General features: G+C 50.9%; 16 protein-coding genes. 10 read left to right on the top strand and 6 right to left on the bottom strand.

Annotated elements, in window-relative coordinates; all coding sequences use genetic code 11:
- Window positions 1–11 precede the first annotated feature (11 nt).
- Window positions 12–1,157 (bottom strand): polysaccharide pyruvyl transferase family protein, encoded by a 1,146-nt coding sequence (locus NWE93_04320; GenBank protein MCW3999443.1) that lies wholly within the window; start codon window positions 1,155–1,157, stop codon window positions 12–14.
- Window positions 1,158–1,326: 169 nt separating this feature from the next.
- On the opposite strand from NWE93_04320, the gene NWE93_04315 reads away from it, so the two are divergent.
- Window positions 1,327–1,524, top strand: coding sequence for a hypothetical protein (locus NWE93_04315; protein MCW3999442.1), 198 nt, complete (start codon window positions 1,327–1,329; stop codon window positions 1,522–1,524).
- Window positions 1,525–1,556: 32 nt separating this feature from the next.
- Here the strand turns inward: NWE93_04315 and NWE93_04310 are convergent, their stop codons facing one another.
- Window positions 1,557–2,783 (bottom strand): hypothetical protein, encoded by a 1,227-nt coding sequence (locus NWE93_04310; protein MCW3999441.1) that lies wholly within the window; start codon window positions 2,781–2,783, stop codon window positions 1,557–1,559.
- Between the two features lie 142 nt (window positions 2,784–2,925).
- Here NWE93_04310 and NWE93_04305 point away from each other — a divergent pair, with 142 nt between their 5' ends.
- The 6 genes from NWE93_04305 to NWE93_04280 all read left to right on the top strand — a co-directional run bounded on the left by NWE93_04305 (window position 2,926) and on the right by NWE93_04280 (window position 8,229).
- A complete protein-coding gene (locus NWE93_04305; GenBank protein MCW3999440.1) occupies window positions 2,926–3,129 on the top strand; it encodes a hypothetical protein in 204 nt (67 codons plus the stop codon).
- Between the two features lie 249 nt (window positions 3,130–3,378).
- Window positions 3,379–4,098, top strand: a complete 720-nt coding sequence (locus tag NWE93_04300; protein ID MCW3999439.1) for a hypothetical protein — start codon at window positions 3,379–3,381, stop codon at window positions 4,096–4,098.
- 2 nt (window positions 4,099–4,100) lie between these two features.
- Complete coding sequence (mfnA, locus tag NWE93_04295; GenBank protein MCW3999438.1) at window positions 4,101–5,255, top strand: tyrosine decarboxylase MfnA; 1,155 nt, start codon at window positions 4,101–4,103, stop codon at window positions 5,253–5,255.
- 4 nt (window positions 5,256–5,259) lie between these two features.
- A complete protein-coding gene (locus NWE93_04290; protein ID MCW3999437.1) occupies window positions 5,260–6,477 on the top strand; it encodes an ATP-grasp domain-containing protein in 1,218 nt (405 codons plus the stop codon).
- Window positions 6,443–7,567: a H4MPT-linked C1 transfer pathway protein gene (locus NWE93_04285; GenBank protein MCW3999436.1), complete on the top strand. Its 1,125-nt coding sequence runs from the start codon at window positions 6,443–6,445 to the stop codon at window positions 7,565–7,567. Before NWE93_04290 ends, NWE93_04285 begins: the two co-directional genes overlap by 35 nt.
- On the top strand, window positions 7,549–8,229 hold the full coding sequence (locus NWE93_04280; protein MCW3999435.1) for a delta 1-pyrroline-5-carboxylate synthetase: 681 nt from the start codon (window positions 7,549–7,551) through the stop codon (window positions 8,227–8,229). Before NWE93_04285 ends, NWE93_04280 begins: the two co-directional genes overlap by 19 nt.
- On the opposite strand, the gene NWE93_04275 is transcribed toward NWE93_04280, so the two are convergent.
- Window positions 8,210–8,536, bottom strand: a complete 327-nt coding sequence (locus NWE93_04275) for a winged helix-turn-helix domain-containing protein (protein ID MCW3999434.1) — start codon at window positions 8,534–8,536, stop codon at window positions 8,210–8,212. The two genes, NWE93_04280 and NWE93_04275, sit on opposite strands and share 20 nt — an antisense overlap.
- A gap of 123 nt (window positions 8,537–8,659) precedes the next feature.
- On the bottom strand, window positions 8,660–8,824 hold the full coding sequence (locus NWE93_04270) for a chorismate-binding protein (GenBank protein ID MCW3999433.1): 165 nt from the start codon (window positions 8,822–8,824) through the stop codon (window positions 8,660–8,662).
- Between the two features lie 196 nt (window positions 8,825–9,020).
- Between NWE93_04270 and NWE93_04265 the strand changes: the two genes are divergently transcribed.
- Window positions 9,021–9,605 carry a DUF429 domain-containing protein gene (locus NWE93_04265; GenBank protein ID MCW3999432.1) on the top strand — a complete coding sequence of 195 codons (585 nt, stop codon included), beginning with the start codon at window positions 9,021–9,023 and terminating at the stop codon, window positions 9,603–9,605.
- A 1-nt stretch (window position 9,606) separates the two neighbouring features.
- Here NWE93_04265 and NWE93_04260 read toward each other — a convergent pair whose 3' ends face one another.
- A complete protein-coding gene (locus NWE93_04260) occupies window positions 9,607–10,161 on the bottom strand; it encodes a nitroreductase family protein (GenBank protein MCW3999431.1) in 555 nt (184 codons plus the stop codon).
- 117 nt (window positions 10,162–10,278) lie between these two features.
- Between NWE93_04260 and NWE93_04255 the strand changes: the two genes are divergently transcribed.
- On the top strand, window positions 10,279–10,641 hold the full coding sequence (locus NWE93_04255; GenBank protein ID MCW3999430.1) for an MTH938/NDUFAF3 family protein: 363 nt from the start codon (window positions 10,279–10,281) through the stop codon (window positions 10,639–10,641).
- 17 nt (window positions 10,642–10,658) lie between these two features.
- Here the strand turns inward: NWE93_04255 and NWE93_04250 are convergent, their stop codons facing one another.
- Complete coding sequence (locus tag NWE93_04250; GenBank protein MCW3999429.1) at window positions 10,659–11,420, bottom strand: dihydrodipicolinate reductase; 762 nt, start codon at window positions 11,418–11,420, stop codon at window positions 10,659–10,661.
- Between the two features lie 184 nt (window positions 11,421–11,604).
- Between NWE93_04250 and NWE93_04245 the strand changes: the two genes are divergently transcribed.
- Window positions 11,605–12,846, top strand: a complete 1,242-nt coding sequence (locus NWE93_04245) for a glycosyltransferase (protein MCW3999428.1) — start codon at window positions 11,605–11,607, stop codon at window positions 12,844–12,846.
- Window positions 12,847–12,853: the final 7 nt, after the last annotated feature.

Raw genomic sequence — 12,853 nt, 5'->3', positions numbered from 1 at the left:
ATCCTCCCTGGTTAGCCTCCGTAGGTCTCCGTTATGGCTGCCTCAGAACGCACGCCTCGAAGTAAATCGATGGCTAAACGGTTGTTCTCCTCTGCCAGCGCCTTTAGTTTAGGCAGCAACTGGATGATTTTCTCCTTGGTTTTGCTGCGTTCATCCCAGGCTTTATCGATGTAGGCGTTAACTAACCCTGAGTCAACGCGGTTTAGCGGCGGCATAGGCACCCCCAGCGAATCTAAAAGGCCGCTGACTTTTGTTGCGTAGGGCAAAGCCACAAACGGCACACCCTGCAATGCAGAAAAAATAAGAAAATGTAGCCTCATGCCGATGGTGAAGGCGAACTGCTCGGTTAAGGTAAGCAGCTGCCCCGCTGAATACTCGCCCTTTAGCACCCAGGCATGTTGAGGCTGAAGCATCTTGGAGATCACGGCATGAGAATGCTGCACATCAAACACTTGCCGCTCCATAGGGACAAAAATAACGTCAGCATCTAAGCGACTGATAACAAAGTCAGCAGCGTTCGCCAGCAATCCATGATAAAAATTAGGGTCAATGTCAGGCGCCGCCGGGCCCGGTTCACGAACCGAAATCCCCACTAACTTGCGAGAGCCATGCGGTACCTCTAGATCCACGGCATTGTTAGGCAGCGGCCTTGGCGTTAACAGAAAAGCAGGGTCAGCGGTCACTATGATTTGGTTGTCAACCCCGATTTCCTCGAAGATCTTTTTGGCTTCACGTTCCCGAACCGTTATAACGTCGGCGTGGCTGAGAGCTTCCTTAACGCGTTTACGACTGATTTCGCTGTTAAGGGGCCCCGCGCCCACTGCATAAACCATCGATGTTACGCTGGTCTGGTAGGCGATTTCTAGTTCACGCAAGAAAATTTCGGCTTCTTTATCAAAGAATATGCCTCCGCCGCCCAAAATAAAAAGATCTAACCTTTCAATTTCAGGGGTAATTTCAACTTTGGTTAAGTTACGGACCTCAACCACATGCTCAACGTTATGCCTTGCCTTGGTATCTTGGGCATTACGAGTAAAAACGGTCACATCGACATCAACGGTTTTGCGTAGCTGCTCGATGATGCTCTGCAGAATGGCTTCATCGCCCAGGTTTAAGCCGCCATAGGAACCAGATATGCCAACTTTATACTTTGCCAAAAACATCGTCCATAACTTTCATGTGGAATCTACCATATAAGGAAATTTCCTTTGGCCTTTTTGTGTTAATGAGGGTTTGCTGGTGTATAGATGCAGCCACAAATTCTTAAAAGCAGTTACCCCTCTCATGCTCCTAGCAACAGTTGACTCAACTTAAGGAGGTGTATTTGTGCCTGAATCAGTGAACATTACTGAGAAACTACAGAAAATCGGTGAGACCGCGCAGGAATACAAAGAAGCCATCATCAAGCAATTCAAGGATATGGAAGTGGAAGTGAAGGATTGGAACTTCGCGGTCGGAAAAAACGAGAAGGAATATACGGTTGAAATTAACCTAAAACTCGGCATCCGCTCCAAGAAAGCCTAAGAGGGCATTCTTCTCTTTTCTTTCAAGCTATTTCAGCTGGTTTGGTTCCAGCTGTAAACTGCACTGTAATTTCCCATTGTTGGATATTTGGGATCATCATATATTATATCCAAAGCTAAACCGTAGCGGGTTTGAAGCTTCTGCAGACTACTCCAGATAAGGGGGGATTTGCTGTCTGGCCCATAGAAACCCCAGATTTTATCGTCGACACTACGCATGCCCCACCCGTAATCCTTAGGCAAAACCAGCGCTGCCTCCGCATGGGGTAGGCTGGGTGGATATTTAGTGGCGACTTGCGTCCAGAAGGTTTGAAGCGCCTGGAAATGCTCGGTTTTCATTATGCCGTAGGGGTTGGCGGTGTCGTTGTAGGGGTAATCGAAGATGGCGATGTATTTTGCGCCGGCGTTGTAGGCGGTTTTCATCTGGTTATAGATGTTTTGTCCCGAATCAAGATAAGGCGGCTGCATGTACTTCCAAGTTATGATGGCGCCCCAATCGCGGTTCTGCATGGTTGCTGCGCCACGGATTTGGGATATATGCAGGTTTATGCTCTGGTTCCAACCGATTTGGGCTAAGAGCACATCGTACTTGCCCAGGTAATCAAACCAGTAGAGGGCATAATCGGAGGTGAAGGTAGGGATGCTGTTTTCGATGAGGCTGTTGTGTCCACGGTTACGCCCCAAAAGGTCATCTACAACCCACTGTGCCTCCAACGTGTAGTTGGCGGGTTCCACGCCGGTTAATTCGGTCATCTGCATTCGATAGTGGATTTCTGTGAGGTCCAAGGGGCTGGCGCCTTGGAAGAGGGAGCTGTTGGTGGTGAAGTAGGTTGGCCAATCCCAATCCAGCGGGATACCACCGACCTCGTCGTCGTAGTAGGCGCCTAAAAACTTGTCACCGTAGATTTCCCCTGCTGACCGGTAGAACTCAAGTTTCCAAGCCCAGACTTGAGGTTCCCGCGTGCCCAAATTCACAATAATGCTTAATCCCGCTTCGGTGGCGTAGTCGCAGATTTCCCTAACTGCGGTTTCGTTGCTGCTTATAGCATTTAATCCCGAGTTAAGGATAAAGAGGTTAGTGTAGCTTTTGGTTCGATCTATGATTAGTTTGGCAGCCTCAACGGTTTCGCCGCCGTAGGCAACTCCTACATAGACGGAGGGGGCTTTTTCGCCGTTGCCGTTCTGAGCAAGCAGCATCGTGCCCGAGGCAGCTAAGATTACTGCGATGAGGATAAATGCGAGGACGCTGGTTTTTTTCATCCAGTTTGCTCTCCAGCTTACGCGTTCAACTGGCCTTTCACAGTATTATTTCGGGTTGATTGAATATAAGCTGTGTTGAACCAAAACAGATAAAAACTTGCTCCGCTATCCATCACAGCGAACCAAACCGGAATGACTAGATATGCCCTCTGAAATTACTGATGTTGATAAGTTCGTGGCGATGAGCGCCAAAGCCAAGCAATGCCAAGTCAAACGCCTCAAAGACGGCGTAAAACTCAAGCTTCGCACCCCCAGCCAGCTCTACACCCTTAAAATCGAGACCCTAAGAGCTGACGAAGTCATAAAGAAGCTTCAGTGCGAAATCAAAGAAGAAGAAAAAGACTAACCTTTTTCCTAACATACCTTTTTGCATCCACAACAAGCATCAAGCGTAGCCGTTGCTGCTCTGAGCGCCTATCCCCCCTCTATATATAGAGACTTGGGCGGTCTACGGCGTTTTCCCTAGGCGTACCGCTGAGCCCCTTTTCGCTTTGGCCACATATAACCGCCTTAAATGAACGGTCCAGTTTGAAAACCCGCCGCTGCAACGGGAAAACTTTAAAGGCATCCAGCCGCCGCATGTTTGTGATGCCACTTGAAGCTGCTCATAAGCCCAAAAAACGCGGAGGAAGCCCAAGAAGCCATCGCGGGCGGCGCAGACATAATTGACGTTAAAAACCCCAAGGAGGGCGCGTTAGGCGCAAATTTCCCCTGGGTTATCAAGGAAATCAGGGACCTCGCGAGGGGTATGGAGGTAAGCTGCGCAATCGGCGACGCCCCTAACCTGCCCGGCTCGGTTTCGTTGTCGGCTTTAGGCGCGGTTTCGCTGGGGGTAGATTACGTTAAGGTGGGGCTTTTCGGCGTCAAAAACCTCACTGAAGCCGTTTTTTTGGTCACGCAGGTAACCCGCGCGGCCAAGGACTGCAACCCAAAGGTAAAGGTGGTTGCCTCCGGCTACGCGGACGCCTCTTTAATCGGCGCTGTGGACGCCGCCCTTATCCCCGAAGTCACTCACAGAGCCGGCGCCGATGTAGCTATGCTGGACACCGCCACCAAAAACGGCACTAGCCTCTTCACTTATCAGACAAGGGAACAGCTTGAAGCCTTCGTGAAATCCGCCCACAGCTACGGTTTGCAAGCTGCCTTGGCAGGATCGCTGCAAAAGCAGGATTTGGCTGTGCTCTACGGTTTAGGCGTGGACATTGCAGGTTTCCGAGGTGCCGTCTGCACGGACAGCGACCGTAACAACGGCGGCGTAACCCGTCAACTCGTAGCCGAGCTGGTTGAAGCGGCCCATAAGCTGAAGAGGGCGTAGATGTGCAGGAAAATGGCCAAAGTAAAAGTAAAGTCCTTGCTGAACTAAGAAAACGCGGCAAAGCCGACACACGCTATGACGAGGGCAGAATTCTCTGTTCCATGTGCACCAAACCGCATTCCGTAGCCAAAAAAGCCTACCGCCTCTTCTTTGATTCAAACCTAGGCGACAGCGGACTTTTCCCTGCCGCAGCACAGCTGGAACGCGAAGTCATCGCTGACCTTGCTTCACTGCTTCACTGCAGCGGCGCTGGGGGGTTTGTGGTTTCAGGGGGAACCGAAGCTAACCTGCTCGCGTTGCAAGCAGCCAAAACCGTAGCGGGCTTATCTGAGCCAGAGGTGGTTTTGCCGCAATCAGCCCATTTCTCCTTTACAAAAATCTGCAAACTAACCAACCTAAAACCCATCTATGCACCCCTCGACGACGCCTTCAGGGCAGATGCATCCGCCGTGGAAGAGCTAATTAACAAAAACACGGTTGCAATCGTGGGCACCGCGGGCTCCGCTGAGATGGGCGCAGTCGATCCGATCGATGCCCTCTCCGAGGTTGCGTTGGCGCATGGGGTGCATTTGCATGTTGACGCGGCATTCGGCGGCTTAGTGATTCCATTCCTGAAAGCTAAACGTGCCCTTTTTGATTTTCAGCTAAAAGGCGTCGCTTCAGTTACGGTGGATCCTCATAAGATGGGATTAGCGGCGATCCCCGCAGGCGGAATCCTCTTCCGCAACCCCGAAATGCTTGAAACCCTAAAAGTCCACACCCCCTACCTCTCCGACGCTGCCCAATACACGTTTGTAGGTACACGGTCCGGCGCGTCAGCGGCTTCTGCATGGGCCGTTTTTAGGTTTCTGGGACAGGAAGGGTACCGCAAGATAGTGGCTGGTTGCATAAAAAACACGGCATTGCTCGCTACGGGTATACATATGTTGGGGCTGAGTCTTGTCTGTGAACCCGACCTCAACGTCGTGGCCTTCCGAAGCGGCGCCACCAAACAGCTGGCGCAGCGGCTCTGGAAGCAGGGCTGGTTTATCTCCTATATTCCACGCTATGACTGCATACGGGTCGTCGTTATGCCGCATGTTAAAGCAAGGCATATACGGGCTTTTCTTGAGGCACTAAAAAAAGAAAACCTCCAAACACCCTCAAGGGAGGTTTGAGGGCTTGAAGGTTCTGTTGTATGAGCATGTATGCGGCGGCGGATATGCAGGTCAGCCTTTGCCCATGGGCGTATTAGCTGAGGGATACGGGATGCTGCGGAGCGTCGCGGAGGATTTGAAGGCAGCAGGCCATGAAGTTACGGTGATGCTTGACAGCCGCATTTCCAAACTTAACCCCCCGCTTGCAGCCGACTGCACCATCCCAACGGGTTATGCAGGTGAATACAGAAGTATCCTTAAAGTTGCTGCACAGATAAACGACGCCGTTTTAGTTGTAGCGCCCGAAACCAACCAGACCCTCCAAAGCATGGTACAAGCGGCTGAGGAAACCAAAAAAGTGGTGCTAAACAGCAGCTCCAAAGCCATTGCGGAAGTGGCAAATAAAGCCCTACTCTATGCTGCCCTGAAAAGAAGCCTCATCCCAACCCCTAAAACCCTGATTCTGAACGTCAACGACCCCCACGCAGCTGAGCGTGCCGTTAACGGGGAACTCGGTTACCCCGCTGTCTTCAAACCCATCGACGGAACAGGATGCAGCGGAATATCCCTGCTTCAAAACCCATCCGACATCGCCGGTGCCCTATACAAGGTCAAGTCAGAGTCATCAAGCCATCTCTTCATCGCCCAGCAATACATCAAGGGCGAATCCGCGAGTGTCAGCTTGATTGCGGATGGCAAAAAAGCGGTGGCTCTTACTCTTAACCGGCAGCAGATTAACCTTTCAAACGCAACTTGCGATTCATGCTATGGGGGAGGCGCGGTTCCCTTTGAGCATCCGCGTAGGGCAGATGCGTTTGCATTGGCAGCACGGTCTGTTGAAGCGTTTGGGGGCCTTCGGGGGTATATAGGAGTTGATGTTATTTTGGGTGAGGGGACGGTATTTGTGGTGGATGTAAATGCGCGGTTAACAACCTCCTATGTGGGGCTGCGCCGCGTCGCGAACCTAAACGTTGCAGAAGCTATCATTCAATCTGTGACTGCAGGCAAACTTCCTGTGAACCCAGAAACCAGCGGCTTTGCCTGCTTCCAAAAAACCTCAACGCGCCGGTCCAGCAAGAACGCTTACCAGAAAAGCCTTTCAATTAGCGGTGTTGTTGCGCCCCCATTCTCCATAGATGACAATGGAGCCGCCACTGCCTTAGTTATGGGGTATGGGGCAAGTTTGGCGGAGGCCCAGTTGCAGTTGAGTGAAGCTAATAAGAGCCTGCTGGGCATATTGTGATGAGGCGAACGTCTTGGTTGCCGTGTTAGGCTACGATATAGGTGGCGCAAACACCAAAGCCGCAGTGGTGCATGTAGATGACGACAAAGTGCAAACTGTGACGGTGGAGGCAGAGTATTTTCCTGTTTGGAAGCAATCTAAAGAATTATCGTCGGTGCTTCTTGCCTTAAAAGAGCGGCTGAAAATCGCCAGCCCCGACGCTGTTGGCGTAACTATGACTGCTGAGCTCTCCGATGCTTATCAGACCAAACGGGAAGGCGTCCACCATATCCTTAGCTGCGTTAAAGAAGCCTTTCCCACAAGCCCCATCGAAGTCTTAAGCACAAACGCGGAGCTGCTCTCGATTGAAGCGGCTTTGGAGTCACCTCTAGATGTTGCGTCGGCGAATTGGGCTGCTACAGGCTGGCTGGTGGCACAGCAAAAGAGCAACGCTGTGGTCGTTGACGTCGGCAGCACCAGCACAAGCATAATCCCGATAGTTAACGGCAAATTGGCAGCGCAGGGCAAAACAGACGTTAATAAGCTGGTCTGCGGCGAACTCGTCTACACCGGTAGCCTGCGCACCAATGTCGCCGCTATCGTGCAGTCGATTCCTCTTGAAAGCGGCGTGGCAGGGGTTTCCTCGGAGCTTTTTGCGCTCTCCGGCGATGTCCATGTGGTCTTAGGCAACATAGCAGAGGCAGATTACACTTCGGAGACGGCGGATGGACGGGGAAAAACGGTTCCTGAAGCCATGGCGCGGCTTGCCCGGGTTGTCTGCGCAGACATCGACATGCTCTCAGAAGATGAAATCCACGACATAGCCGTCTACATTTACCGTGAGCAAATCCGCCAAATTGCAGATGACCTTAAAAGATCCATTGAACGCGTTAAAACGTTAACGCAGGAGCCGGTTGCGGTGGTGGTTACGGGGCTTGGAAAGGAGTTTTTAGCTCGCCGAGCCGCCGAGGAATTGGAGGTCGATGAAATCCTCGATTTAGACGCGCTTGTACCCAGGCAGGCTGTGTATGCGTCTCCCGCCGTTGCTGTGGCTTTGATGGCTGCGAACAAAACTGTTGGGGCTAACTTGGCATGGACATCGCGGTTTTGAAGGTCGGCGGCAGCCTAGCCGAGTATCCATTGAAACTGCGGCTTTTAGCCCAGAAGATAGGGGAATTATCGGTTAATCACAGGTTAGTTGTGGTGGGGGGAGGCGGAGAATTCGCGGATGTTGTGCGGCAGCTTGACGGGCGCTTTGGGCTCTCAGATTGTGCGTCGCATCGGATGGCGATTTTGGGTATGGATCAGTATGGTTTGCTGCTGGCGGATATTATTCCCAATGCAGTAGTCACAGGCAGCATAGAGGAAACCTTGGATGTGCTAGATAAGGGGGGGTTGCCTGTTTTTTTGCCTTCAACTATGCTGTTCAGGTTGGATCCACTGGAGAATTCCTGGGACGTCACCTCAGATTCGATAGCGCTCTATGTTGCTGGGCGGCTTGGCGCAAGCAGATTGCTGCTGCTCACCGATGTAGATGGCGTTTACACTGCTGACCCTAAGGTACATGCGGATGCAGAGCTAATCGGCAAGCTTTCAGCTGATGAGTTGTCGGATTTTAAGCAGCGGACAAGCGTAGATAGGTACCTGCCCAAACTTATCGTTCAGACACAGATAGACTGCTATGTCGTTAACGGATTATACCCCGAACGAGTCGCCGCGGTGCTGCAGAAACAAGAGGGCATCTACACGAAAATCAGCGGAAAGACGCATTGATGGCTGCTAAATCAGGCAGCGGCACAGAAAGCTTTGGTCTTTTACTGACTCCTGCAAGCTGCAAGAGCTCAAACCATTTTTCCAGAAAAACCATGCCCTTGGGGGTTGTCACGTACCTTTTTTGGCCGTTCTCATCCTCTACCTGCCTTAGCCACTGTCTCACTAACAGTTGCATGATGCAGCTTTGAAGGACATCGTAGGATAGGTTGGTTTGTCGTCTAACGTAGGTTTGCGTTTGAGGGCTGCGGCATTGACCTAAAATCTCGGCTATAATCTGTATTCTATCGCGTTTCCTATTAAAAGACAAAATTTACTACTCCTCTCTCTATTAAAAACTACACATTATACATAGCAACCGAGCCTTTAAAGTTTGTGGTAGCAAACATACAACCACAAGCCCTAAAAAAAATAAAAAAAGGAAAGGGGCAGTTTAGATTTTTTTCTTCTCTAAAACTTCACGGAAGGTTTTGCCGCAGCAATCATACAATGCAATGGTTAATTGTGTGCGTTTTCCTTTCTTGTCTGGTTTGCCAGCCATCTTCCAAGTTTTCTTTGCGTTCTTGACTTCTTTTCCGCATGTGGGGCATTTCGCCATAATTATTCCTCTGTCATGGTATCGTATGTATGAGAATAAAACATTTTCTATCGCTTGCTTGGAATACGGCTAAATTGAGGCTCTTTTTTCTCGACAAATCATGAATTAAAATCAGCAATGTTAGTAACTAAACAAATTGCGTGGGCAGTCAAAGCAAACAATATTAGCCAAAACGGCATGCCTACATTGACTCTAAATGTCAGTTGTCGGGTTAGATTTAGCGGGCGCAGAGCATCGGCCAACAGGCTTCTGCATCCTCCAAGATATGCAAGCCCAGACCTGCGACCTATACAGTGACCAAGAAATCATCCAAAAAACCATCGCAGCCAACCCAAAAATCATAGCCATCGATGCCCCGCTTTCCCTGCCGGCAGACCGAAAAACTATCGAAGACCGCACCGGCAGTCACCTCCGCGAAAGCGACCGCGCACTGCTGAAGATGGGCATAAAACTTTTCCCCCTTACCTTGGGTCCCATGCGTAAATTAACCGTCCGAGGCATCAGGCTGCGGGGGGTCTTTGAGGCAGGGGGTTTTAGGGTTATCGAGGCGTATCCGGGTGGTGCACAGGATGTTTTAGGGATTGCGCGTAAGCAGCGGGGCATAGAGAGGCTTCGGGCGGGTCTTGAGGCGCTGGGTATCTTGGGGCTGGAGGGCTGCCGCAGCGACCATGAACTTGACGCGGTGACCTGCGCATATGTTGGCAAGCTGTTTTTGGAGGGGGATGCCGTGGTTTACGGCGGCTCCAAAGACGGCATTGTGCTGCCGAAAAGAAAAGTGTAGCTTATTTTGTCCATTTCAGGATGCTGGGTTTGTTTCGTTTGCCGCTGCCCTGCTTAGCTTTAGGGTGCCCAGTGATGAAGGGAACCATCATCGTGTAGTTTTCTGGAACACCCATCCTGCGCAGGACCTCGGGTTGGCTGCTTAGTAAGTTGATAAAGCCCATGTAGCATGTGCCCAAATCGAGCTCGTAGGCTTTAAGGAACATGTTCTGCGCGGCTAAAACGCAGTCCAGCAGGTCCACGCTTGCCCACTGGGCATCCTTCTCGACGCATACCAGCACCAGCATGGGTGCGTTGTAACATATTATATCCTTATCTGTTGAGTACTGGGCAGCAAGCGACGGCATATTCTTTTTAACTGCCTGCTTAGTTTGGTCTGATATGTACCTGATTAGCTCTTTGTTTTCTATTACGATGAAGCGCCAGGGTTGGCGTCCCATGCCGGTTGGCGCCCAGACACCTGCCTCTAAAACCGCGTCCAGATGCTCCTTGGAAACGGGTTGGTCGGTGTAGGCTCGAACGCTTCTTCGTCCCTTAATACAGACATCAAGTTCCATGTGGATTCCTCATCAAGCAAGTGGCGGCTTTAGGCTATAAAGGAATCTGCTTTTTTATACCAGTGTATTGTGGGATAAGGCAAAATTATGGTTTAACCTAATCATTACGGGGACATAATGAAAACGTTGGTATTGGAATCAGAGTTCGGCTCCATAGAGGTAAACGGCGAAAAATACGAAAACGACATCATCATCCATGATGACGGAACAGTGACCAAGCGGAAAAAGAAGCTATCCAAAGACCTAAAAGCCCTCTACGGCCACACGCCCCTCTCAGAACATGAACTGTCCTTTCTGGAACAGGAAAAATATGATGCCCTATACATCGGCACCGGACATCAAGCGGCTTTGCCCCTAACGCCTCAGGCACAGAAACTACTTGCGGAAAAAAACGCCCAGATAATGTCCACGCCTGAACTGGTAGAGAAAATAAATGGGGAAACGGGAAAGTTTGTGGCTATTATCCATGTAACCTGCTAGGTGTGCGGGAATGTCGTTTATTTTAGGTTAAAGTAGGGAAGCAGCAGGTCCTCCATGGTGTAGAAGCCCCTTTTTTCTCGGCATACCAAGTTTTTGGCGGCAAATAGGGCTCCGTTGCCGAAGGCTTCTCTTTGGATGGATTCATGGATTAAGCGGACGGTCTGATGGGGGAATCCGAAGATGATTTCGTGTCTTCCCACGATTCCGCCTGCCCGAATTGACTTTATGTCGGCTGGCGGCAAATCCAGGGTTTCAGAGATTTTTATGGCGGTGCCAGAAACCTCTTTTTTTGTTTTGAAGTGTTCTTCAATCAGCTCCACGTCTGTGTATGGCGCGATGGCTTTTAGGATTTTAGCTGCCAGCATCAGAAAATTGATGCCCACGGTGATGTTTGGGGACCATAGAACCTTTGTTTTTTGCCCTAATTTTTTGATAAATGGCACTGTGTCAGCGGGGTACGCTGAGATTGCAGTTACGATTGCTATGCCTCGTTTAGCTGCTTCCGGTCCATAGTAGTGTATGGCGTCTGCGGAGGAGAAGTCGATTATGGCGTCGACGGGGTGCTCATCGAAGAGTCGCTCGGGGGTCCACTCGTCTTTTGAGAAGATTAACCCTTGTTCCTCCTCGTCTCTGTTGATCCCTAAAAATTCAGGGACAGATCTATGCTGCAGATTCTTTGTTTTCCTAATTACCCAGCAGAGGAACACTTCTTCGTTCTGCAGGAGCACCGTTGCGACCGCTTTGCCTGCTCGTCCAAATCCAAAAAGTCCCACTCTCATCTTCAATCCATTTTCCATAGGTGTTTATCATATTTATCTGTTGTTTAAATCAAGGGTTTAGGCGATTAAAAGCCAAAGAGTGCAATCGCCAGATACACCGGGGTATCAAAGGATTATTATTGAAGCAGCAGCTCCATAATATTGTCCCAGTTTTACATTTAGGAACCTGTTTTTGGTGTTTTGCATGTTGGATGTTGGGTTAACGGGCAGAATCGAACTATCCGATTTTACCTCAATCGTCGGGGAGGAACAAATCCAGAGTGTACGTGCCCTCGGTGAGCATTTAAAGGGCAAATCAGTGACCCATGTGAACTCAACGGCGTATGGCGGGGGCGTAGCTGAAATCCTCCACAGCATGGTTCCCCTGATGGCGGATGCGGGTTTGGATGTGAGGTGGGAAGTCATCCGGGGTGATCTGGGCTTCTTTAACGTCACCAAAAAAATCCACAACGGATTGCAGGGCGCTCACCTTGCGCTTAGCCATTCGGAAATGCAAACCTACTTGGAGGGCAACAGGCGTAACAGCGAAAAAGCAAGCCTTGACAGCGACATCGTGATGGTGCATGATGCTCAACCTGCCGCGCTCATCAAGTTTTACCCCCACAGATGCAACCAGTGGATTTGGCAGTGCCACATCGACCTCTCCACCCCCAACCTAGCCGTCTGGGACTTCATTGAACCCTACATCGCAGGCTACAACGCCGCCGTCTTCACCGCCAAACAATACGTCATATCCTCGCTAGCCGTGCCCAAAGTAGCAATACGTCCCCCCTCCATTAACCCGCTGAGCGAAAAAAACCGCGACCTCACCGACTCCGAGGTAAAAGCCGTCCTTGACCGCTTCGACATCAAAGCTGACCAGCCCATCATCACGCAGGTGGGCCGCTTTGACCCCTGGAAGAACCCCTCCGCCGCCATAGACGTCTACCGCCAAGTGAAAAGTATGTTTCCGACCGCTCAGCTGCTGCTTATCGGCGGCATGGCATCTGATGACCCCGAAGCGCTGCTTTATTTCGAGAAAACCGCGCGGCACGCCGGCGAAGACCCCGATGTGCACCTGCTGCTGACTGACTCCAGGGGCATAACTGATTTGGAGGTTAACGCTTTGCAGCGGGCTTCCCAGGTGGTGCTGCAGATGTCCACGCGGGAGGGCTTCGGTTTAACGGTGGCTGAGGCACTCTGGAAGGGCGTGCCGGTGGTGGGGCGAAAAGCAGGGGGGATTCCGCTTCAAATCTCCGATGGCCAAAACGGGTTCTTGGTCGATTCGGTGGAGCAGGCAGCGGAGCGGACGCTTTATCTGCTCAGAAACCATGGGGCAGCTAAGCAGATGGGGCTGCATGGTAAGGAGTGGGTGCGCAAGAACTTTCTGATAATCAGCCACCTGCATGACTACCTGCGGCTATTCGATGACTTACTTATGCATTAATCCAGCT

The organism is Candidatus Bathyarchaeota archaeon (assembly GCA_026014735.1).
GTDB lineage: Archaea > Thermoproteota > Bathyarchaeia > Bathyarchaeales > Bathycorpusculaceae > Bathycorpusculum.
Note: the sequence above shows the minus strand (reverse complement) of the source record. Positions and strands in the feature narration are given on the sequence as shown.